Annotated in this window: 20 protein-coding genes and 1 riboswitch; of the genes, 13 read left to right on the forward strand and 7 right to left on the reverse strand. The window is 66.0% G+C overall.

Annotated elements, in window-relative coordinates:
* From TVB01_RS00005 to TVB01_RS00015, 3 genes are all read left to right on the forward strand, one after another.
* On the forward strand, positions 1-224 hold a 224-nt coding region (locus TVB01_RS00005; RefSeq protein ID WP_422453108.1), incomplete at its 5' end, for a hypothetical protein.
* The gene (locus tag TVB01_RS00010; protein WP_422453110.1) at positions 217-1308 is read left to right on the forward strand and encodes an NAD(P)/FAD-dependent oxidoreductase; all 1092 of its coding nucleotides are present in this window, start codon (positions 217-219) and stop codon (positions 1306-1308) included. The genes TVB01_RS00005 and TVB01_RS00010, both read left to right, overlap by 8 nt.
* A gap of 152 nt (positions 1309-1460) precedes the next feature.
* Positions 1461-2066, forward strand: coding sequence for a hypothetical protein (locus tag TVB01_RS00015; RefSeq protein ID WP_422453112.1), 606 nt, complete (start codon positions 1461-1463; stop codon positions 2064-2066).
* A 281-nt stretch (positions 2067-2347) separates the two neighbouring features.
* Here the strand turns inward: TVB01_RS00015 and TVB01_RS00020 are convergent, their stop codons facing one another.
* Positions 2348-2653 (reverse strand): acylphosphatase, encoded by a 306-nt coding sequence (locus tag TVB01_RS00020; protein ID WP_422453114.1) that lies wholly within the window; start codon positions 2651-2653, stop codon positions 2348-2350.
* 10 nt (positions 2654-2663) lie between these two features.
* The gene (gene hutH, locus TVB01_RS00025) at positions 2664-4262 is read right to left on the reverse strand and encodes a histidine ammonia-lyase (protein ID WP_422453377.1); all 1599 of its coding nucleotides are present in this window, start codon (positions 4260-4262) and stop codon (positions 2664-2666) included.
* Between the two features lie 103 nt (positions 4263-4365).
* On the opposite strand from hutH, the gene TVB01_RS00030 reads away from it, so the two are divergent.
* Together TVB01_RS00030 and TVB01_RS00035 are read left to right on the forward strand one after the other, a co-directional pair.
* Positions 4366-5151 (forward strand): CPBP family intramembrane glutamic endopeptidase, encoded by a 786-nt coding sequence (locus TVB01_RS00030; protein ID WP_422453115.1) that lies wholly within the window; start codon positions 4366-4368, stop codon positions 5149-5151.
* A 6-nt stretch (positions 5152-5157) separates the two neighbouring features.
* The gene (locus TVB01_RS00035) at positions 5158-6966 is read left to right on the forward strand and encodes a glycoside hydrolase family 2 protein (RefSeq protein WP_422453117.1); all 1809 of its coding nucleotides are present in this window, start codon (positions 5158-5160) and stop codon (positions 6964-6966) included.
* 101 nt (positions 6967-7067) lie between these two features.
* Here TVB01_RS00035 and TVB01_RS00040 read toward each other — a convergent pair whose 3' ends face one another.
* Both TVB01_RS00040 and TVB01_RS00045 read right to left on the reverse strand, forming a co-directional pair.
* Positions 7068-7442 carry a hypothetical protein gene (locus TVB01_RS00040; RefSeq protein ID WP_422453119.1) on the reverse strand — a complete coding sequence of 125 codons (375 nt, stop codon included), beginning with the start codon at positions 7440-7442 and terminating at the stop codon, positions 7068-7070.
* Between the two features lie 1139 nt (positions 7443-8581).
* The gene (locus TVB01_RS00045; protein WP_422453121.1) at positions 8582-9223 is read right to left on the reverse strand and encodes a VOC family protein; all 642 of its coding nucleotides are present in this window, start codon (positions 9221-9223) and stop codon (positions 8582-8584) included.
* A gap of 145 nt (positions 9224-9368) precedes the next feature.
* Positions 9369-9487, forward strand: a riboswitch (SAM riboswitch).
* Between the two features lie 67 nt (positions 9488-9554).
* Here TVB01_RS00045 and TVB01_RS00050 point away from each other — a divergent pair.
* From TVB01_RS00050 to TVB01_RS00060, 3 genes are read left to right on the forward strand one after another with little or no spacing between them, the layout of a single operon-like run.
* Positions 9555-10871, forward strand: a complete 1317-nt coding sequence (locus TVB01_RS00050) for a bifunctional o-acetylhomoserine/o-acetylserine sulfhydrylase (protein WP_422453123.1) — start codon at positions 9555-9557, stop codon at positions 10869-10871.
* Positions 10868-12004: a homoserine O-acetyltransferase MetX gene (gene metX, locus TVB01_RS00055; protein ID WP_422453125.1), complete on the forward strand. Its 1137-nt coding sequence runs from the start codon at positions 10868-10870 to the stop codon at positions 12002-12004. Before TVB01_RS00050 ends, metX begins: the two co-directional genes overlap by 4 nt.
* Positions 12005-12042: 38 nt before the next feature.
* Positions 12043-12552 (forward strand): DUF3995 domain-containing protein, encoded by a 510-nt coding sequence (locus TVB01_RS00060; protein WP_422453126.1) that lies wholly within the window; start codon positions 12043-12045, stop codon positions 12550-12552.
* Between the two features lie 56 nt (positions 12553-12608).
* Here the strand turns inward: TVB01_RS00060 and TVB01_RS00065 are convergent, their stop codons facing one another.
* Positions 12609-13403 carry an SGNH/GDSL hydrolase family protein gene (locus TVB01_RS00065; protein WP_422453378.1) on the reverse strand — a complete coding sequence of 265 codons (795 nt, stop codon included), beginning with the start codon at positions 13401-13403 and terminating at the stop codon, positions 12609-12611.
* A gap of 176 nt (positions 13404-13579) precedes the next feature.
* Between TVB01_RS00065 and TVB01_RS00070 the strand changes: the two genes are divergently transcribed.
* Positions 13580-14233 carry an alpha/beta hydrolase gene (locus TVB01_RS00070; RefSeq protein ID WP_422453128.1) on the forward strand — a complete coding sequence of 218 codons (654 nt, stop codon included), beginning with the start codon at positions 13580-13582 and terminating at the stop codon, positions 14231-14233.
* On the opposite strand, the gene TVB01_RS00075 is transcribed toward TVB01_RS00070, so the two are convergent.
* A complete protein-coding gene (locus TVB01_RS00075; RefSeq protein WP_227894878.1) occupies positions 14230-14460 on the reverse strand; it encodes an RNA-binding S4 domain-containing protein in 231 nt (76 codons plus the stop codon). The two genes, TVB01_RS00070 and TVB01_RS00075, sit on opposite strands and share 4 nt — an antisense overlap.
* Before the next feature lie 105 nt (positions 14461-14565).
* Here TVB01_RS00075 and TVB01_RS00080 point away from each other — a divergent pair, with 105 nt between their 5' ends.
* The 4 genes from TVB01_RS00080 to efeB all read left to right on the forward strand — a co-directional run bounded on the left by TVB01_RS00080 (position 14566) and on the right by efeB (position 19020).
* Positions 14566-15552: a DMT family transporter gene (locus TVB01_RS00080; protein WP_422453130.1), complete on the forward strand. Its 987-nt coding sequence runs from the start codon at positions 14566-14568 to the stop codon at positions 15550-15552.
* A 144-nt stretch (positions 15553-15696) separates the two neighbouring features.
* The gene (efeU, locus tag TVB01_RS00085; protein WP_422453132.1) at positions 15697-16548 is read left to right on the forward strand and encodes an iron uptake transporter permease EfeU; all 852 of its coding nucleotides are present in this window, start codon (positions 15697-15699) and stop codon (positions 16546-16548) included.
* A gap of 33 nt (positions 16549-16581) precedes the next feature.
* A complete protein-coding gene (gene efeO / locus TVB01_RS00090) occupies positions 16582-17733 on the forward strand; it encodes an iron uptake system protein EfeO (protein ID WP_422453133.1) in 1152 nt (383 codons plus the stop codon).
* Positions 17734-17745: 12 nt separating this feature from the next.
* Positions 17746-19020, forward strand: a complete 1275-nt coding sequence (gene efeB, locus TVB01_RS00095) for an iron uptake transporter deferrochelatase/peroxidase subunit (RefSeq protein ID WP_422453135.1) — start codon at positions 17746-17748, stop codon at positions 19018-19020.
* A 94-nt stretch (positions 19021-19114) separates the two neighbouring features.
* Here efeB and TVB01_RS00100 read toward each other — a convergent pair whose 3' ends face one another.
* A complete protein-coding gene (locus TVB01_RS00100) occupies positions 19115-21010 on the reverse strand; it encodes an integrin alpha (protein WP_422453137.1) in 1896 nt (631 codons plus the stop codon).
* Positions 21011-21012 lie beyond the last annotated feature (2 nt).

Here is a 21012-nt window from a genome sequence, read left to right on the forward strand (position 1 = left end):
CCCCCGTGGCCGGGCTCCCGCGCCCTGCCGGTGGGGGGCGGCCCCCCGCGGGGCCCTGGCGCGCCGGCGACGTGGGCCTGGTGGACGGACCGTGCGGTTTCCTGCGTGCGGCGTCCACGCCCCTTGGCGCCCAGAAGCTTCTGCTGGACCTGCGCGAGCAGCAGTCCGACACCGGCGAGAAGGCCGACGACGCCACGATCCTGACGGTGGTGCCCGGTGAATGACGCCCAGACCGACGCCCCCGTCCTGGTGATTGGCGGAGGTATCGCCGGCCTGTCGCTGGCTTCGAAGCTTGCCGGGGACACCGCCGTCGTACTTCTTGAAGCGGAGAGCGTGCTGGCCTATCACACGTCCTCCCGGTCCGCCCGCCAGCTAATCCCGAGCTACGGACCGCCGGCCGTCCAGGACCTCACGATTCGGACCCTGGCACTGATCAGGGAACTCGAAGCAAGCCTGCCTCAGCCGATCCTTGCCCCGCGCAGCTTTATGCTCGTGGGCACTGAAGAGGACGTCCGCGACCGGGCCAGCGGGCACATGCATCCGATCACCGTGGCCGAGGCCGTGGGACTCGCACCGGAGCTGTTGCCCGGTGCCTTCGAATCCGCGGGCCTGGACACCACCTCTGTCTCCTGCAACACGGATATCCTGCTCGGCTGGCACCGGCGCCGGATCGAAGCTGCCGGCGGGAAGGTGCTGACGGGGCGGCGGGTGGACCGTGCGGAGCGTACCGCAGACGGCCAATGGCTCGTGTCCGCGGGAGGAGAAGTGTTCCGGGCCTCCGTGGTCGTGAACGCTGCCGGAGCCTGGGCCGACGCTGTCGCCGCCCTCTTTGGTGCCCGGGAGCGCGGGCTGCAGCCACTGCGGCGGACCGCGGGCATCGTGGAAGCTGCCAACCCTCCCGCGGCGAACGGTCCCATGGTCGCCAGCGCAGCCGATACCTTCTATTACCGGCCGGATCTGGAGGGCGTGCTGATCTCCCCGTCGGAGAGCGTGCCCAGTCCGGCAGAGGACGCCCGGCATCTGCCGGAGGACATCGCGGCACTTATCGCCCTCGTCAATTCCGAGACATCGCTGGGCCTCGGGAACATCATCCGCGCGTGGACCGGGCTGCGGACGGAAGCGCCGGACGGCCTGCCGGTGGTGGGGTTCGACGACGCCGTTCCGGGGTTCTTCTGGCTCGCAGGGCAGGGCGGCTACGGCTTCCAAACCTCGTCTGGAATAGCCGAAATGGCGGCTGCCCAGATCCTTGGCCGGCACCTTGTTGTGGACGTTGCCGAGGACCTCTCACCGGCCCGTTCGGGACTGTGACCAACATCTCATCTGCGGCCGGTAACGAATCGGCCAAAAGGCGTGTGAATGGTCAAGCGCACCCACCGCTGTCCCTAGAGTTGTAGTGCAGGCCGGCTCCGGCCAAACTTCCACTTTTTTGCCTGCGATTGCGTTTTTGAGAGGTCTCGTCAGTGCCAGATATCTTGCCGCCGCAGCTCGCCGGCGTGCAGCAGCGTCCCTTCTACGTCAAAGCCCGTACCGTCCTGACGGCGGTGAGTACAGCCTGGTTGATCCTGGCGATTGCAGGGTACGGATCCTTCTCCGGCGGCACGACATCCCTGGCGCTGTCCCTGAGCCTGATGTACGGCACCGGAATCGCCATCCTGGTAGTGGTGTCGGCCCTTTACCGGCTGCTCAAGCGCTCAGCAGTGCGGCGCAGCGAGAGTGTACCGGAGGACTCCGCGGCCGCGGTTTTCCTCGACGCCACACGCTCGGCAACGGAGGAACTCCTTGATGCGCTGGCGCCGTCCCGCGCCCAGCGGCTCCCGTCGTCGGTGCTGCCCGCAGCCGCCTCCCGGGACGCCGTGGCCACGGCCGCGACTACGAAGGAGACTGAACTGCAGAGCAGGGCGGCTCCGCAGGCGAAGAACGCCGGGTCCCAGCCCAAGCAGTCCAGCGTGAAATCCCCGGTGAACAAGAAAGCCCCGGCCAAGAAAAAGTCCAAGTCCTCGACCGCGGCAAAGGCTGCGGCGCGGAATGCTGCCAGCGGTGGAACCGGTCTCAAGAAGGCCGCCTGAGATCCGGAACCGCACTCTCAGGGAGTTGCCAGCTTGCTGACAGGAGCTTTCCAGACCCGTGTCCTAACGTAGTTAATACCTCATAAGGGTGCGAGTGATGAATGGATAGCGTAGTGAACTATCCGGCGCCGGCAGACTAGGGTTGTGTTCCCCCCAACCAACCCCAAGTCTGCCGGCGTTTTTCATGCCTGGAAACTTTCCCGAGACGCGCGGTGCTGCCGTGTGAGTCCTGCCTGGTCTTATCCGGCTGGTTCTAACCGGCTGGTTCTAATCGCCGGGTTCTAGCCGGCGTCGAACCCGTTGAACTCGCCCGTGGCACGGGAATGCTGCTCATCCACGTCCTCCACGGCACCGGGCGCCGCGGGTGACCGTACCCATTCCATGAGTCCGTCCAGCGCCGACGGCAGCCCTTCCGCGGTTATCACCACGGATCCGTCCGCCTGGTTGATGACTGTTCCCGCCAGGCCGAGCTTTAGTGCCTGGCGCATGACCCGGTAGCGAAAACCAACTCCCTGCACCATGCCGCGCACAACGGCCGTGAGGCGGACGTGGTCCCCGGCAGCGGCGGGGCTATTCGGCGAATCCATGCCCCGAAGCCTAGTTCAGCGGCTTGGCAAGCACACCGTTCGCGGCGTCCAGCAGCCTCCCGCTGGAGACAAGCTGGTAGGCCGCTTCGATCTCCGGGGCGAGGTAACGGTCCGGACCCGGTGCCGGGACTACCTCGCGGATGGTGCGGCGGACCTCGGTCGACACCGGAGCGCTTTTGGAGGTGCCGATGCCGCCGTCGCGCATATCCAGAGCCCGTGCAGAGGTGAGCAGTTCGATCGCCAGGACCCGCGCCAGACCGTCCAGAGCCCGCCTCAGCTTCAGCCCTGCCGCCCAGCCCATCGAGACATGGTCCTCCTGCATCGCCGAGGACGGAATTGAATCCACGGAGGCCGGTACGGCGAGGCGCTTGAGCTCCGACACGATACCGGCCTGGGTGTACTGGGCGATCATGTGGCCGGAATCGACGCCGGGGTCAGCCGCGAGGAAGGCATTCAGCCCATGGCTCCGGTTGCGGTCCAGGAAGCGGTCTGTGCGCCGTTCGCTCATGGAGGCCACGTCCGCTGTGGCAATGGCGAGGAAATCCAGCACATACCCCACCGGGGCTCCGTGGAAGTTTCCGTTGGACTCAACCCGTCCGTCGACGGTGACCACCGGGTTGTCGATCGCGGAAGCACGTTCACAGGAGGCGACGTGTTCAGCGTGCGAGAGAGTGGAGCGCGCGGCACCGTGTACCTGCGGTGCGCAGCGCAGCGAGTAGGCATCCTGGACGCGGGTGAATGCCCCGCTCTTCTGCTCCCGGATCAAGGCAGATCCCGCCAGGACATTCCGGATATTCGCTGCGGACTCGGACTGCCCCGGCTGTGGCCGGAGGGCCTGCAGGTCGGCGGCGAACACGGCATCGGTACCCAGCAGCCCTTCCACGCTCATGGCCGCCGCCAGGTCTGCCGTGGTCAGCAGGCGGTGAAGGTCGGCGATCGCCAGGGTCAGCATTCCCAGCATCCCGTCGGTGCCGTTGATGAGCGCCAATCCTTCCTTCTCATGAAGCTCCAGAGGTTCCAGCCCCGCCGCAGCCAATGCCTCGCCCGCACCCATGGCCGTTCCGGCGGCGTCACGCACCATGCCCTCGCCCATGAGGGCCAGCGCGCAGTGGGACAACGGCGCCAGGTCTCCCGAGCAGCCCAGCGAACCGTATTCCCCGATGACCGGTGTGATGCCGGCGTTCAGCAGGGCGGCGTAGGCTTCGGCGACGGCGGTCCGTACTCCTGTGCGCCCGGTAGCCAGGGTGGAGAGCCGGTTGAGCATCAGTGCGCGGACCACTTCGCGGTCCACTTCCGCGCCGGTGGAGGCTGCGTGGCTGCGGATCAGGGAGCGCTGCAGTGCCGTCCGCTGCTCCGGGAGGATCTGCTTGGTCGCCAGGGCTCCGAAACCCGTTGAGACGCCGTAGTGCGGCCGGACATCCGCTGCTAGTGCTTCGATCACGGTGCGTGAGGCATCCATGGCCCCTACAGCCCCGCGGGCGAGCCTGACTTGTGCCCCTTCCCTGGCAACCGCCACGATTTCGGCCGGTTCCAGTGCGCCGGTGCCGAGTTCGACGATGACTGCCGTGCTTTCCTGAATAACCACAAAACCCCGCTCGCGAAAGACGATTGCCACTGCGTGGCATAGACATTTCAATCAGTGAAATGCATTTCCGTGCCGTTCGCAAGCATTCTGTCTGCCGGCGCGATCCGGCATCAGGCAGAATAGGCACATGAGCGCCCCTGTTCCCGTCTCGGCCCCTGTCCTGGAACCACGGGCGCGGCGGCGGATTGCCGCAGAGATATTAATTGTCCTGGGATTGTCCCTGGGCCAGTCCGGTGTTTACGCGATAGTCCGCCTGGCCGACAAGATGACACAGGCGCCCCTGGCAGGGCAGACGACAACCTTGAACCAGTCCCTGGCTCCCAACCCTGTCTTTGACCTGGTGTACCAGCTGCTGGGCATTTTCTTCTCACTGGTGCCCGTGGCCCTGGTGCTCTTCCTGCTGACCGAGCCGGGACGTTCGGCGTTCAGGCGCATCGGATTTACCTTTGCACGGCCGCTGCGCGACTTCGCCCTTGGTTTCGTGCTGGCCGCGGTTATCGGTGCCGGGACGCTGGGCGTCTACGCCGCGGGGCGGGCACTGGGCATCACCACGGCCCTGGTGCCGGCGGCCCTGGACACCTATTGGTGGACCCTGCCTGTGCTGATCCTTTCCGCCATGCGGCACGCCGTCCTGGAAGAGGTCATTGTGGTCGGCTACTTGTTCACCCGGCTCCGGGCGCTGGGCTGGTCGGTTCCGGCGATGATCCTCACCAGTGCGCTCATCCGTGCCAGCTACCACCTCTACCAGGGAATTGGTCCGGGAATCGGAAACTTCCTCATGGGGCTGCTGTTTGGGTACGCCTACTACAAGACCAAGCGCGTGATGCCGCTCGTGATTGCACATGCCCTTATTGATATAGCCGGATTCGTGGGCTTTGCCCTGTTCGGTTCTGCCATTGGAATTGGAGATTAGCGCCGTATGGCATTGAGTACCGTCTGGGGCGAAGCCCTGGATCCTGAGAATGTCCTGCCCGAGTATCCCCGTCCCCAGCTGGTGCGGAACAACTGGATCAACCTCAACGGCCGCTGGGACTACGCGTTGACGCCTGAGAGTTTTGCGGACTCTTCCGCAGCGGGGGAGCAGCCCGCCGCGTGGGACGGGAAAATCGTGGTGCCTTTTTCGCCGGAAGCGCCGCTTTCCGGCGTCGGCCGCCAACTGCAGCCCGGCCAGGTCCTCTGGTACCGCCGCACCTTCACCCTGCCGCAGCCCGGGGACGGTGAGCGTGTGCTGCTGCATTTCGGCGCCGTGGACCAGTCCTGCACAGTGACGGTCAACGGGTGCGACGCCGGCGGGCACGAGGGCGGCTACTTGCCGTTCACCCTCGACATCACCGACTGCCTGCTTCCCGGAGGAACGGAGCAGGAGGTCGTGGTCCGTGTGCTCGACGCCTCGGATACCAACGGCGCTTCCCGCGGCAAGCAGAAACTCGAACGGGGCGGGATCTGGTACACCGCCCAGTCCGGAATCTGGCAGACGGTCTGGCTGGAGACCGTTCCGGCCCGGTGGATTCAGGACGTCGTCATCACACCGCTGGCTACCCTGGACGGGGCGGAGTTGACAGTGCTGGCCGGCGGTCCCGGGGCCGGCGGTTCGTACGTCGGTCACAGCGCGGAGATTACCGTGACAGCCGAAGGCAGGGAGGTGGCCCGGGGGTCTGCCGCTCCCGGAGAGCCGCTTCGGCTGGCGATCCCGGAGCCGAGGCTCTGGAGCCCTGAAGATCCGTTCCTTTATTCGGTGGGCGTGACCCTGGGAGACGACGCCGTCGAGAGTTACTTCGGCCTGCGCACCTTTGGCCGCGGAGCCGGCCCGGACGGGCACCAGCGACTGCTGCTCAACGGCAGGCCGTACTTCCACGCGGGGCTGCTGGACCAGGGGTACTGGCCCGACGGTCTGTACACGGCTCCGTCGGACGCGGCCATGGTCCACGACATCCAGACGGCCAAGGACCTGGGCTTCACCATGCTGCGCAAGCACATCAAGATCGAACCGCTGCGCTGGTACCACCACTGCGACCGCCTGGGGATGCTCGTCTGGCAGGACCTGGTCAACGGCGGGGAAGGCGACGGCAGGGCGCAGGAATGGGTTTCGCTGCCTGGGCGGGGGAGCCGGAGCGACCGGCGGTATGCGAAGTTCGGCCGCAGCGACGCCGCGGGGCGCGAATCGTTCCGGCAGGAAATGCGGGAGACGGTTGACCTGCTGCGCAGCGTGCCCTGCATCGCGCTCTGGGTCCCGTTCAATGAAGGCTGGGGCCAGTTCGACGCCGCTGACATCGCCGCCGAGCTGCGCGCACTGGACCCGACCCGCGGCATCGACCACGCCAGCGGCTGGCATGACCAGGGCGCGGGAGACACCAAGAGCCTCCATGTCTATGCCGTGCCGTTCCACATCCGGAAGCGCTGGCAGCGCGATCCCCGGGCGATCGTGCTTTCCGAGTACGGCGGCTTCAGCCTCCCGCTGGACGGGCACACCTGGAACAGCAAGGTCTTCGGCTATGGCAAGGCACTCAACACGTCCCAGGAACTCGACCATGCCTACTCCGACCTGCACCGGACCCAGATCCTTCCGGCCGTCAGCCAAGGCCTCGCTGCGAGCGTCTACACCCAGCTCACCGACGTCGAGGATGAGGTCAACGGCCTGCTCACCTACGACCGCCGCATCCTGAAGGTCGACGCCGCCGCCGTCCGGAAAATCAATGCTGCGCTTCTGGCTGCCGGGTCGGGTTTGTGAAGCTGAGGGTGTCTGCGGGGTAACCTGCGGAGTCTGCTGCCGGTTTCCGGGCTGCGGGCCGCGGGCTCCGGGTCCTGGGTCTAGGGCGTGCCTGTTCCGCGTTAGGCGCGTGAGCGCTGTTGTGGAAGGCCTGCCCGGAGTAATGCCTGCACCAGGCCGTCCGGGTCGCCCGAGGGTTTGAACAGCTCAGACCAGCTCCAGCGGAGAAACCCTACGCCTGTTGCCCGGATTGCGTCCTCGCGGCGTTTTTCCTGCAGCAGGGCATGTTCGGGCTGGGCCCGGCCGTCCGTCTGAGTCTTTCCGTACTTCACCGTGCCGTCGAATTCGCCAACGAGTTCCTGCTGCTTCCAAAAGAAATCCGTGCGTCCAAGCAGGCGCCCGCCAGGAGAATTGAAACTCTTCTGAAGTTCCGGGGAAGCCGCTGCGGTGGATGATGGCGCGGGAATAGGATTCGCCGGGAGATTCAGACCTCTCATCTGCGAACGTGATGACCCGGATCGCTCTCGCACGCTTGGCCTGTGTAGGCAGGCCCTGTGCCAAGTCCTGCAGGGTGTTTTTCTCCAGCGCCGGGAGTCCTCGCCGCCGGTCGGGGCGGATGGCGTGGTCCATTGCCGGAACTGATTGCTCGAAGGGCAGGTACGCAGCCATGTCCAGAACGGTTTGGGCCCTGGATGTGACGGGCAGTCCGTCGACCGTAGCCAGCGGTTCCAGCAGGCGTCTCCGAGCCCAGCGGAGGTCACCGTGGCTGTGTCCGTTGACGGGAGACAACGCGAGCAGCATGACCTCACGCGCCGTTCCGATCGTCGGAATTCCCCAGATCGCGGCCGCCGACTGCTGGATGAGGACCCGTCGGGTCCTTCCGGATTCTACGGCCGCCGCGAGTCTTAAGCGCTCGCGCTCCCAGGGGCGAAGCCCGGCCCAGGACTGTCCATCCAGATAGACGCCGGGTCTGACCCGGACCAGCTCTCCCCTTGTGCACCGCAGTGCGAGGGAACGACGTCCGGGCCCGTCACGATCGGCATCGACGGAGAAAAGCAGGTCTGCGCTCATGGATCCAGCGTGGAATGCTGCGGGGTCAAACACGGGGTGCAGCAACGAATCTGTGGACAAGGTCAGGCCCTTGCAGCGGGCGGTCCTTGTCGGAAAAACTGCGTTAAGGGCGGAATAATCCGCTAAGGGAAAATCCGGTCATGGCGCCGCGCAGTATTTTCCCAGGAGGTCTAGAAAGTTCCGGAACGCAGCAAAACCGGGTCACAGAATGCAGTGTTTTCCCTTTGTGCAGCGTTTCGGAGGACTGAGTGCAGCAAAACCGCGGAGTGCAGCAAAACCCCGGAGTGCAGCGGAACGCCGGAGTGCAGCGGAACGCCGGCACTGAGCACGGTGGCAAGGCGGCAAGGCGCGCAGTGTGGGCGGGCTAGCCGGATCCCTGGGACGAAGCGCAACCGGATCCCAGGGAAGAAGCACAGCCGGATTCCTGGACGAAGTGCACCGAATCGCCGGAACGCGGGAAGTGGTGGCTGGGAACTAAGCACCGGGACAGCGGCCACAGCCTTCACCAAGACTGACGGGCCCGGCCCGAAGGAGAGGGGAACCCCGGCCACGAAGGCAACGGAACCTAGATCTCGACGAGACCCTTCTCAGTCCCGAAGGTCACAGACATGATGCCGGGGGTTCCCTTGGGGGAGACCCAGGTGACGCCAAGGCCGTCGAGCGGGTTCTCCACCGGCTGGCCGAGCCATTCGGTGACGCGCTGGGCGGACCCGGCAATCTTAAGGGAATCCAGGGAGACTGTGCCCGCAAAGGCACGGGAGGGATGGAGGTCGGCCTTGTCCTCATCCCAGCGGAGCATATAGGGGACCTGCGGGTCGGCGATCAGGCCGTTGATGCCGATCTGCTGCCACGTCAGTTCCTGCCCGTCGGGGAACTTGCGGTTTCCGGGGACGGCGGAGCGGCCGAGCCGTTCCTCGAAAGGTGCGAGGTCGTCCACGGCGACGCACCAGCCCATCCAGCCGCCGCCTGCCTCGGACCGGGCACGGACGGCCTGGCCAAAAGGTGCCTTGTCGGAAGCGGGGTGATTCAGGACCTCAACCACTTCCAGGTACTGCTGGTTGGCCAACGGAATGATCATGTTCCGGGTGCCAAAGCGGGGATGCACCCCGCCCTTCACAAAGTCGGTTCCAAGGGCAGAAGCAATACGTTCCGTGGTGGCCAGCAGGCCGTCGGATTCGCAGGCGTAAGAAACATGATCCAGGCGCATGCGAACATCTTGGCACGTTGTGACCTGTGTCTCGACCAAGGCAAGCCTTAGCTCCGCAAAACGTATCTGGATCTGCGGATTTTCCCGGATTCACGCTGCGTCATATGGGTTGCGCAACTCCGGCTCCGTTGGTTCTATTGGTACAGGTCATGAGTGCCAGCAGATAGCCCCGGCTTGCTGGCCGGCAACCCTCCAACCGCGGTGGGGTGCCCCGGGTGAAGACCTGGCTGGACACCACAAAGGGTGTCCCGGCAAGCGCGGGCCACACGTCTGGTACCGGAGTTCTTCCGGCATCGGTACCTGTGGGGCCCCTGGTCATTAAGGGAGCAACATGTCTGCCAACTGGTCATTCGAAACCCGCCAGATCCATGCAGGACAGGAGCCCGACGCCACCACCGGCGCCCGTGCCCTTCCCATCTACCAAACGACGTCCTTCGTTTTCCCCAGCGCAGAAGCGGCAGCGAACCGTTTCGCGCTCGCAGAGCTGGCTCCGATCTACACCCGGATCGGCAACCCCACCCAGGAAGCAGTGGAGAACCGCATCGCTTCCCTGGAAGGCGGCGTTGGGGCCCTGCTGCTTGCCTCCGGGCAGGCCGCGGAAACCTACGCGATCCTCAACCTGGCCCAGGCAGGGGACCACATCGTGGCCAGCCCCAGCCTGTACGGCGGAACGTACAACCTCTTCAAGCACACCCTGAAGAAGTTCGGCATCGACGTCACCTTCGTCGCCGACCCGGACAACCTGGACCAGTGGCGCGAAGCCGTGCAGCCCAACACCAAGGCATTCTTTGGCGAAGTCGTCTCCAATCCACGCCAGGATGTCCTGGACTTGGAGGGACTTTCCGCCGTCGCGCATGAGGCGGGCATTCCCCTCATCGTGGACAACACGCTGTCCACCCCTTACCTCATCCGCCCCATCGAATGGGGAGCGGACATCGTGGTGCACTCCGCCACCAAGTACCTCGGAGGGCACGGCACCGCGATGGCCGGCGTGATCGTGGACTCCGGCAACTTCGACTTCGCCGCCGATCCGGAAAAGTTCCCCGGCTTCAATAGCCCTGATGAGAGCTACAACGGCCTGGTGTACGCCCGGGACCTCGGGGTCAACGGTGCACTGGGCGCCAACCTGGCCTTCATCCTGAAGGCACGGGTCCAGCTGCTGCGGGACCTCGGTTCGGCAGTATCACCGTTCAACGCTTTCCTGATCGGCCAGGGTCTGGAAACGCTCAGCCTCCGGCTGGAGCGGCACGTTCAAAACGCCGTCGCCGTCGCGGAATGGCTGGAGACGCACGACGACGTCCTTTCCGTCGCGTACGCAGGCCTGAAGTCCAGCCCGTGGTACGAACGAGGCCGCAAGTACGGGCCCCGCGGCACCGGTGCGATCGTGTCCTTTGAAATCGACGGGGGTGTCGAAGCCGGCAAGCGCTTCGTCGATGCGCTCCAGCTGCACTCGCACGTGGCGAACGTCGGCGACGTCCGCTCGCTGGTGATCCATCCGGCGTCGACCACCCACAGCCAGCTGGGGGCGGAGGCCCAGACAGCGGCAGGGGTCAGCCCGGGCCTGGTGCGGCTCTCGGTCGGGTTGGAGCACGTGGATGACATCATTGCGGACCTCGACGCCGGATTCCGCGCCGCCAAGGGAGCATGAAGCACAGCGTGACAACCTATCCAGCCACAGCGCAGCACCCCGTCCACACACTCGACGGAGTGCTGCAGTACGCCTCGATCGGTGAACTCGAACTCGAGACCGGAGGGCGCCTGCCCGACGTCGTTCTCGGCTACGAAACCTGGGGCCGCCTGAACAGTGACGCCTCCAACGCCGTCCTCATTCCGCACGCCCTCACCGGCAGTACCCACGTGGCGCAGGGCAGCACGGAGGAACCGGGCTGGTGGGACGGTCTCGTGGGGCCGGGACGAACCGTGGATACCGACCGTTTCTTCGTGGTCTCCATCAACATGGTCGGTGGTTGCTACGGCTCCACGGGCCCGGCGTCGGCTGACCCCCACGGACTGCACTGGGGATCCCGCTTCCCCTTCGTCACCATCCGGGACTCGGTACGGGCTGAGGCGCGCCTGGCGGACCAGCTCGGCATACGCCGCTGGCACACGGTGCTGGGCGGATCACTCGGCGGTGCACGCGCGCTGGAGTGGGCCGTGACTGAACCTGCCCGGGTCGCACGGTGCGCGGTGATAGCGGCGACGGCGGCCAGCACGGGGGAGCAGATTGCCTTCGCCCAGGCGCAGGTCGAAGCCATCCGGCTGGACCCGGATTACAACGGCGGGGACTACTACAACGGACGCGCTCCGCTCACCGGACTCGGGCTGGCTCGCAGGATCGCTCACATCACCTACCGGTCAGAGGCGGAACTGCAGTACCGGTTCGGCAGGACACCGCAGCCGGGAGAGGACCCGCTGGGGGCTGCCCTGCCGGCCGAGCGCGGCCGCTACCAGGTGGAGAGCTATCTGGACCATCAGGGCCGGAAGCTGGCGGACCGGTTCGACGCCAACAGCTACGTCATCCTCACCGAGGCGCTGATGAGCCACGACGTCGCCCGCGGCCGCGGCAGCCTCGCCGAAGCGCTCGCGGCCACCCAGGCACAGTTCCTCGTGGCGGCCGTGGACTCGGACCGGCTGTACTTCCCGGAACAGTCCCATGAACTGGCAGCCGCGCTGCCCGGAAACAACAGCGTGCACGTGATCAGCGCACCGATAGGCCACGACGGGTTCCTGACGGACATCCTGCAGCTCAAGGACGTGCTCGAGCAGGACTTCTTCGCCTAAGCGCCCACACCGGCGCGGTGGGCTGGCACCATAAAAGGATGCGCAGCAGCATTTCGCAGCGCCGTCCCCGGACCCGGCCCCGCGGGGGCGGGTACTTCCTCTGGGCTGCCTGCGGCCTCGGCCTGTTCCACGCCGGGTTCAGCCTGTATTGGGCGCTCGGCGGGCGATGGCTGCTCGCCACGGTAGGACAGTTCGCTGTTCAGGCCGCACAGGAGGCGCCGCTGGGGGCCGCGTTGCTGCTCGCCGGGACGGCGTTGCTGAAGGCCGCGGCAGCCGTCATACCGCTGGCGGCAGCCTATGGCCAGTTTCCGTTCCCCGGCCTGATCCGGGTCCTCAGCTGGATAGGAGGCGCCGGCCTGGTGGTTTACGGCGGGATCAATGCGGCCGCCGCAGCGGCGGTCCTGGCCGGCTGGATTCCGGCGGGCCCGGGAGCTGACTGGCAGGGCCTGCTGGGGCATGCCCTGCTGTGGGACCCGCTGTTCCTGGGCTGGGGGACCTGTCTGCTTGCCTACCTTTTCGCGTCGCGTCCGGCACGGCCCGGGCCTTAGCGGCACAGTCCCGACCCAGCACCCTCCCGCCCCGGCCCGCGGCCCAGAACCGAGCCTTAGACCGGCCCGGCTCCGGCTGCTTCGGAGGAACCCGGAGGCATCCGTGTGCCGAAATAGGGGCCGGCTTCAGGACGCTTGGGTGAAATGCCGTCCCCTGAGGAACGCCCCCGTACCCGGCGGACCACCCACGGCACCAGGTATTCACGCGCCCAGACCAGGTCTTCCGTGCGCGCGGTCCGCCAGTTCTTGGCGGGCAGATCCTTGACCTTGGCCGGCTCCAGCGTGTGCGGCACCCCGAGCGTCTCCAGCACCATCGCCGCGATGGTCTGGTGTCCAAGCGGTGAAAAGTGCAGCCGGTCCGGTGCCCACATCTGCGGGTTGCTCAGCTCGCGCAGTGCCCACATGTCCGCAATGACGGCGTCGTGCCATCCGGCCACAGTCCTCAGGTTCTCGTTGTAGGTGGCCACCCGTCCGCGGACGCTGCCCAGCACCGGAGTCGCACCGATGTCCGGTCCGGTAAAGAGCACCACCCTTGCGCCGGTTTCCCGCAGGCGGGCAATGGTGCCGTCCATGGTCTCGGCCAGACGGTCCGGATCGCCGCCGGGGCGGATGACGTCGTTCCCGCCCGCGCAGATGGTAACCAGGTCCGGCTTGAGGTCGATCGCCGGCTGGAGCTGTTCGTCGACGATCTGGTTCAGCAGCCGGCCGCGGACGGCCAGGTTGGCGTAGGCGAAGTCCTCGTGTCCGACGGCGAGTTCCTCAGCCAGCCGGTCCGCCCAGCCGCGGTTGCCGCCGGGGCTTTCCGGGCTTGGGTCCCCGATTCCCTCAGTGAAGGAATCACCCAGTGCCACGTACCGGCTGAACGGGTGGTCCGGAGGGGACGGGGCGGGCCGCGGAGCGGTGCCGGTCTGCCGGCCGGAAGATACGGGGGACTGCTGAGCATTTTCGTTCACCGGACCATGATGGCTTGGCCGGGCCCGGCTACGCGACCGTAGGTTCCTTTCCCCGCCATGCCAGAATGAAAGCCATGACTGAAAACGCTCCGTGGAATCCCGTTGTCCTCTTTTCCAAGCCCGAGGAGGAACGCGTCGGAACGCCGCTGCTGGTGCTCTTCCACGGCTACCTTGCCAATGAAGAAGACCTGATGGGTCTGGCGGAATACCTGCCGCAGGAGTTCACGATTGCCTCGGTGCGCGCACCGCTGGCGCTCGGTCCGGGTTTCTCCTGGTTCCCGCTGATGCACGAGCCCGACTACTCAGTTGACCGGGTGGTGAACGCGGTCCAGGATGTCTCCGACTGGCTGGACGGGATCAAGGGAGCGCACAGCAGTGTGACGCTGCTCGGATTCTCGATGGGCATGGCAGTGGCCAGCACCTTGATGCGGCACCGGCCTGAGGAGTTTGCCGCCGTCGTCGGGCTTTCAGGTTTTGTTGTCCCGGCCGAAGGCAACGGATTCTTCCACGACGAAGAGCTCGCCGAACTGAAGGTTCCGTTCTTCTGGGGCCGGGACCAGGCCGATCCCGTGATCGACGCACCGCGGATCGAGTACACCCACGGCTGGCTCAACGGACACACCAAACTGACCAAGGTGCTCTACGCCGGCATGGGCCACAGCATCAACATGCAGGAACTGGGACACGTGAAGGAGTTCCTGACCCACACTGTGCTGGGATCGCGCTAGGAGGCGGAAGCGATCCGGACTGCCTGGCCGTTGACCTCCAAGGTGTCGCCCGCGTGAAGCTGGCGGCCGCGGCGCTCTTCGATCTCGCCGTTGACCTTCACGAGTCCGTTTTCGATCAGTTCCTTGGCCTCGATGCCGTCCTCGGCAAGGTTGGCAAGCTTCAGCGCCTGGCCAAGGCGGATCATGTCGTCACGGATGGGAAGGTCCTGGGGATCAGTTGAACTCATGGGTCTATTCTGCCGGAAACGGACGACGGCGTTTTCCGCCCGGGTGCTTCCGCGCACCGGCGCGGTCCTGACGGCGGCGGGCCCGGCCGGGAGTACTGTGTAACGGTGCCACAGCCTGCCCGCCTTCCTGCCGCCGTCGGTCTTCCCCTGGCGCTCGCCGCCGGTATGGCGATCCCGGCCCAGGCGCGGGTCAACGGCGAACTCGGGCTGGCCCTGGACGATTCCCTTGCGGCGGCCCTGGTCAGTTTCGGCGTCGGGCTGGCGGTGATGATCGTGGTCAGCGCCATCCTGCCGCGCGGACGGGCAGGCTTCGCCCAGATCCTGCCTTCCCTGAAGGAACGGCGCTTTCCGCGGATCTATATCCTGGCCGGCGTGATCGGCGCCTGGTTCGTGCTGACCCAGACCCTGACTATCGCGGTCCTGGGGGTGGCGGTTTTCACCGTGGCGACGGTCGCGGGCCAGACCCTGACCGGACTGCTGGTGGACCGGATGGGGATCGGTCCCGGCGGGAAGAAGGCCCTGACCATCATGCGCGTGGTGGGAGCCGTCTTGACCATCGCCGCCGTCGCCTGGGCCGTCAGCCCCAAACTCTCCGGCACTGGTGGAACAGGGGACTGGCTGCTGGCGGTTCTGCTGCCGCTCAGTGCAGGCATGGCCATGAGTTTCCAGCAGGCGATGAACGGTACCACCGGCATGCACTACGGCTCACCGGTCACGGCGACCCTGCTGAACTTTGTCTCTGGCTTCGCCGCCCTGCTGGCCGTGTGGCTGGTCAAGGTGGCCCTGTCCGGAACGGGCAACCCGCTGCCGGACACCTGGTGGTACTACCTGGGCGGTCCGCTGGGCTGCATCTTTATTGGCGTCGGGGCGATGCTGGTCAAGACGCTCGGTGTCCTGCTGACCAGCCTGGGACTCATCGGCGGGCAGCTGATCGGCTCGCTGCTGCTGGACGTCTTTTTCCCGGCGCCTGGCTCAGTGGTGGTGGCGGCCACGGTGCTGGGCACCGCGCTGACGCTGGCGGCGATTGTCGTCGCCACCCTGCCCTGGAACATGCCCGGGTTCCGGCCTGGGCGGCGGCGGCGAAGCCGGTAAGCAGTACTTGCTCGCGGCAACGAAATAAACGGTAACTTAGCCTAGCCTAAGCTAACCTCTAATAGCGCACGGTTTCGTTGCGTAATTAGCAGCCTGCGCAACGGCCGTAAGTGACCCCGGGCGCGGCCCGGACCAAGGCACCTTATGACTGGCAACTTCCTCATCGGGCTCCGTGAAGGACTCGAAGCTGTCCTTATCGTCGTACTCCTCCTCGCCTATCTGAAGAAAAGCGGGCGGACTGCACTCATTCCCCGGATTTACGCCGGCGCCGCAGCCGCTGCGGCAGTATCCCTGGGCTTTGGGGCCCTTTTGACTTTTGGCCCCCGCGGGCTGACTTTCGAAGCCCAGGAAATCATCGGCGGCACCCTGTCGATTATCGCCGTCGGCTTCGTCACATGGATGGTTTTCTGGATGGCAAAGGCCTCCCGGACCCTCGGAACCGACTTGCAGAACCAGGTGGACCGCGCATCGGACGGGAAGGCCTGGGGCCTGGTTCTGGTGGCTGCACTGGCCGTCGGCCGTGAAGGCCTGGAAACCGCTCTGTTTATCTGGTCAGCTGCGCGGGCCACCGGCCAGACCTGGGAACCGATCCTGGGTGCGGGCCTCGGACTCATCCTCGCCGTGATCCTGGGTGCGCTCCTCCACAAGGGCGCGCTGAAAATCAACCTGAGCCGGTTCTTCACCTGGACCGGAGCAGCCCTGATCATCGTCGCCGGCGGCGTCCTGGCCTACGGCATCCATGACCTGCAGGAAGCCCGTGTGCTTCCCGGGCTGTATTCGCTCGCCTTTGACGTTTCCCACATCATTTCCCCAGGCGGCTGGCTGGCGGCGGTACTCAAGGGCATCTTCAACTTCTCGCCCGCCACCACCTGGCTCGAAGCAGCCGCCTGGGTCCTCTACGTGATCCCGGTGATGTGGTTCTACTTCCGCAGCGTCCGACGCCGCGGCTCCCGCCGGGACGCAAACGCGCCCCGGCCCGTGACAGCGGCTTCCTAACCCCGGCTGTCGTAAGCAACCTAAGGAAAGACCATGAAGGTAAAACCCACACTCGCCCCTGCCGTTCTTCTTGCCGTCACTGCCCTCGCCCTGAGCGGGTGTACGGATAACAACGCAGCCGCCGACGGCGCAATTGCTGTCACCAGCACGGCCGAAGCCTGCACTGTGGCAACGGACACGGTACCCGGCGGAACCATCCGCTTCGATGTCACCAATGAGGGCAGTGAAGTCACCGAGTTCTATTTGCTGGCTGAAGACGGTCTGCGGATCGTCGGTGAAGTAGAGAACATCGGGCCGGGCCTCACGCGCGACCTGGTGGTTATGGCACCTGAAGGCAGCTACTTCACCGCGTGCAAGCCGGGAATGGTGGGAGACGGCATCCGGTCAGCGTTTACCGTGACCGAAGCCCCTGAGGGCGCCGAGATCAGTGCCGACCGGGCCGAGCTGCAGGAAAACGCCGTCAACCTGTACGCAGCGTATGTAAAAGACCAGGCCGCCCAGCTGGTCGAAGGCACCCGTGAGTTTGCCGCGGCGTTTACCGCCGGCGAGGAAGAGACGGCGCGGACTCTGTACCCTCAGGTCCGTATGCACTGGGAGCGCATCGAACCGGTGGCCGAGTCCTTTGGCGACCTTGACCCGATCCTCGACGCCCGTGAAGCGGATCTGGAAGAGGGCGACGAATTCACCGGCTGGCACCGTGCCGAGAAGGACCTGTGGGCGCCGGAGGGCTACACCAAGATGACGGCCGAGGAGCGCACCTATATCGCGGAGAAAATGGTCGCGGACACCGAGGAACTGTTCAGCCGGACCCAGGAGCTGACCTACACCGCTGACAAGCTGGCCAACGGTGCCAAGGAGCTCCTCGACGAAGTCGCCACCGGCAAGGTGACGGGCGAAGAGGAATTCTTCTCCCACACCGACCTGTGGGACTTCCAGGCCAACGTGGACGGTGCCCGGATTGCGTATGAAGACCTTAAACCGCTGCTGGCCGAAAACGACGGCGAGCTCGACGCCTCGCTGGCCGAGAACTTTGAGGCGCTCCAGGAGCTGCTCGACCAGTATCGGGTTGGGGACGGTTTCAAGCTCTACACGGAGCTGAGCGACGAGCAGATCCAGGAGCTTAGCAGCGCCGTCGATTCCCTGAGCGAGCCCCTCTCGAAGCTGACCGCAGCGGTTGTGAAATAGGAGAAGCATCCCATGAGTCCCGAAATGGCAAGTGGGAGTAAACGCCTCAGCCGCCGTGGCCTGTTCACGGCGGCTGGGGCCGGGGGCCTTGGTTTGGCGGCCGGTGCTGCCGGGGCCTTTGCCCTGGACCGGCCGGGCGGACGAAGCGCAGATGATGTGGTGGCTTTCCACGGCACGCATCAGGCCGGGATCACCACCGAGGCCCAGGACCGCATGCATACCGCCGCGTTCGACGTCACCGCGGCGACCCGCTCCTCCCTGATTTCCCTGCTCAAGGACTGGACCGCCGCAGCCGAAGCGCTGACTGCCGGCCGGGAGATAGGCGAGACGGGTGCCGCGGACGGTCCCTACGATGCTCCGCCTGAAGATACTGGTGAAGCGCAGGACCTCCACGCAGCGCACCTCACGCTGACGTTCGGCTTCGGCCGGACTCTCTTTGAGAAGGACGGCGTGGACCGCTACGGAATCGTGGACCGGCTCCCCGCTGCACTGATCGAGCTTCCGCTGTTTTCCGGCGATGCCCTGGAAGAAAACCGCAGCGGCGGAGACCTTGTTGTCCAGGCCTGTGCCGACGACCCGCAGGTTGCCGTCCACGCCGTGCGCAACCTGGCCCGGATTGCTTTTGGGCGTGCGAGGGTCCGGTGGTCCCAGACCGGTTTCGGCCGGACCGCCTCGACTTCGACAGCGCAGCTCACCCCGCGGAACCTTTTCGGGTTCAAGGACGGCACGTCCAACCTGAAGCAACAGGACAATAGCCTGCTTCAGGAGCATCTCTGGGTTTCCGGCAGCCCGGCATCTGAATCGTGGCTGGATAACGGCACCTATATGGTGTTCCGGCGGATCCGGATGCATATCGAGACCTGGGACCGCACCACCCTGCGTGAGCAGGAAGCAGTCACCGGCCGGACCAAGCGGGAAGGGGCGCCGCTCTCGGGCGGAACGGAGTTCACAGCACCTGACTTTGCACTGCCCGGACGGAAGGGCCCGCTGATCGATCCCCTCTCCCACGTGGCGCTGGCCCATCCGGACAACAACGGGGGCGTCCGGATGCTGCGCCGGGGCTACAACTACGTTGACGGTTCTGACGGCCTGGGCCGCCTGGACGCCGGGCAGGCCTTCATCGCCTTCGTGGTGGATCCGAGGACGCACTATGTCCCGATACAGTCCGCCATGTCCAAGCAGGATCTGATGGCTGAATACCTGCGCCACACAGGCAGCGGGCTCTTTGCCGTGCCCCCTGGTGTTTCGCCGGGGGGCTACGTGGGGGAGTCCCTGTTCGAGGCCTGACCGTAACTTTTGCGGACGTTGTAGGCGCTGAGAGACAGACAAAGACCGTCCGGTGGAATGCTCCACCGGACGGTCTTTGTCTGTCTTGCCGCTGCTAGGCGCGGCGCCTCCTGCTGATGACGAGCCAGGCACCGGCGGCCAGCAGAACCAGCGCTGCCCCGACCATGTAAGGCAGGGCCTGGCCTGCACCTGTCGCCGCCAGGCGCGTGCCGCCGGTGTCAGTATCCGCGGTGTCTAACGCCTGTCCCGCAGTTCCCGGACCGGACGCCCCCTCAGCGCCGGAATCGGACGTGTTGCTCCCGCCCGGTGTGCCGCCGTCGCCAGGCGTGCCGCTCTCGCCAGGCGTGCCGCCGTCGTCGGGCTGGCCGCTGTCGCCCGGTGTGCCGCCGCCCTCCGGTGTTTCGGGAGCCGCAACGGCCGCTGCGAGCAGGAACATGGTGACGGCGTTCCCGCCGCCGGAAACCACGTCTGGACTGCCGTCAGCATTCAGGTCCGCTCCCGAGCCGACTGCGGTTCCCCCGGCGGTGCCCAGATGCAGACCGTCCTCGGCCGTGAGGTCAGCCAGCGATACTGTTCCAGCGCCATTTCGTATCCCGTAGGAGACCCAGACGTCACCGCTGCCGGCGGCGCCGATGAGGATCTCGGGAACACCGTCGGCATTGATATCGGGCACCCCGGATACTGAAGCACCTGTGCGGCTGTCGTCAGCCGCTCCCTCGATCCAGTAGCCCCGTTCCTGCATGTCGCGGGCGGGGCAGCCGAGGTCAGCGGTCCCGGTGCTGCACGTGTAGACGGTCGGACCATCAGACTCCGGATCCGTCATCACCGGTGCGGGCGCCGCGGAGCCCAGGATGACCGCGACACCGCCGTTGCGGGGAGCTCCCTCACGCGAGGCGCCGTCGGCGCCCACGGCCAGGTCGGCCAGGCCATCCCCGTTGACGTCGCCGATGCCGGCGACGGATGCACCTAAGCGGTCCCGTTCCCGCTCCGGGCCGTAGACGGCAAAGCCGTTTCCGCCCAGCGCTGCCAGGTCAACGCCTGCTGACCCCCAAATCGCGTATGCCGCTCCGGAAGAGGCGACGCCCGTTCCCCAGGGGGAGGCGGTGTATGCGGAAACCAGGAGATCGTCCCGGCCGTCGCCGTTGACGTCGCCGCCGGGGCTGACTGTGCCCATGCGGTCTTGAGCGGCTGCTCCGTCGATGGTGCGGATCACCTTGCCGGCGTCACGCTGCACATCCACGTTTTTCACGGAGGTCTGTCCCTTGATGATCCAGACCCTTCCGCTGTTGGTCCGGTCGTTGTAGTCGGCCAGGATGTCTCCGACGGCAATGTCCGCGAGTCCGTCGCCGTCGGCATCGCCGGCCGCGGACACGGCAAAGCCGAAGTTGTCCGTTGACTTGTCGCCGGAGACCCTGTCAGCGGCGCCCGGATCTTCAATCACAAATCCCCGGGCGCCAAGGAAATCAAGGTCCACGGAGGTGAAATCCCGCTGCCCGAAAATGACCGTGGCCTGCTGGTAGTTCCGGCTGCCCGCACCCAGCACAAAGTCGTCCAGGCTGTCTCCGTTGACGTCTCCGAGGCAGGATACCGACCAGCCGACCCAGGCTCCGCCCGGGACCGTGACAGACGGACCGTCAATCCGGATGGTCCCGGAAAGATCAGGATCCGCGACGTCGCCGCTCTTTGCGGCGGCCGAGCCGAGGGCAACATAGGCTGCTCCCGTGTTGGGGAAGCCGGGACGGTCCCATCCCCAATCGCCCAGGACGGTGTCTTGGACCCCGTCACCATTGATGTCGCAGGACGTGCTGCTGACGCTGAAGCCAAGCGTGCCGTTCGGCTCGCCCTGCCACTGGCTTTGTGCCAGGGCCTGCGGCGTTTCCGCCGCAGTGGCCGGGAGCGCGGACACCGCCAGGGATCCAGCGGCCAGAAGGACCCCGGCTGATCCCGCGGCAAAGTATCTCCGCGGCATGGAAAGGGTGGAATTGTTCATGT

The sequence above is a fragment of the Arthrobacter sp. 7Tela_A1 genome, from assembly GCF_049311065.1.
GTDB lineage: Bacteria > Actinomycetota > Actinomycetes > Actinomycetales > Micrococcaceae > Arthrobacter_B.

Excerpts from the sequence above, each read along its gene's own strand:
- TVB01_RS00060 (WP_422453126.1), top strand. The coding sequence starts at position 12,043 with ATGCGCAGCAGCATTTCGCAGCGCCGTCCCCGGACCCGGCCCCGCGGG.
- TVB01_RS00050 (WP_422453123.1), top strand. The coding sequence starts at position 9,555 with ATGTCTGCCAACTGGTCATTCGAAACCCGCCAGATCCATGCAGGACAG.
- efeB (WP_422453135.1), top strand. The coding sequence starts at position 17,746 with ATGAGTCCCGAAATGGCAAGTGGGAGTAAACGCCTCAGCCGCCGTGGC.
- efeO (WP_422453133.1), top strand. The coding sequence starts at position 16,582 with ATGAAGGTAAAACCCACACTCGCCCCTGCCGTTCTTCTTGCCGTCACT.
- TVB01_RS00075 (WP_227894878.1), bottom strand. The coding sequence starts at position 14,460 with ATGAGTTCAACTGATCCCCAGGACCTTCCCATCCGTGACGACATGATC.
- TVB01_RS00040 (WP_422453119.1), bottom strand. The coding sequence starts at position 7,442 with ATGAGAGGTCTGAATCTCCCGGCGAATCCTATTCCCGCGCCATCATCC.
- TVB01_RS00020 (WP_422453114.1), bottom strand. The coding sequence starts at position 2,653 with ATGGATTCGCCGAATAGCCCCGCCGCTGCCGGGGACCACGTCCGCCTC.
- TVB01_RS00100 (WP_422453137.1), bottom strand. The coding sequence starts at position 21,010 with ATGAACAATTCCACCCTTTCCATGCCGCGGAGATACTTTGCCGCGGGA.
- TVB01_RS00030 (WP_422453115.1), top strand. The coding sequence starts at position 4,366 with ATGAGCGCCCCTGTTCCCGTCTCGGCCCCTGTCCTGGAACCACGGGCG.
- TVB01_RS00035 (WP_422453117.1), top strand. The coding sequence starts at position 5,158 with ATGGCATTGAGTACCGTCTGGGGCGAAGCCCTGGATCCTGAGAATGTC.
- metX (WP_422453125.1), top strand. The coding sequence starts at position 10,868 with ATGAAGCACAGCGTGACAACCTATCCAGCCACAGCGCAGCACCCCGTC.
- efeU (WP_422453132.1), top strand. The coding sequence starts at position 15,697 with ATGACTGGCAACTTCCTCATCGGGCTCCGTGAAGGACTCGAAGCTGTC.
- TVB01_RS00045 (WP_422453121.1), bottom strand. The coding sequence starts at position 9,223 with ATGCGCCTGGATCATGTTTCTTACGCCTGCGAATCCGACGGCCTGCTG.
- TVB01_RS00070 (WP_422453128.1), top strand. The coding sequence starts at position 13,580 with ATGACTGAAAACGCTCCGTGGAATCCCGTTGTCCTCTTTTCCAAGCCC.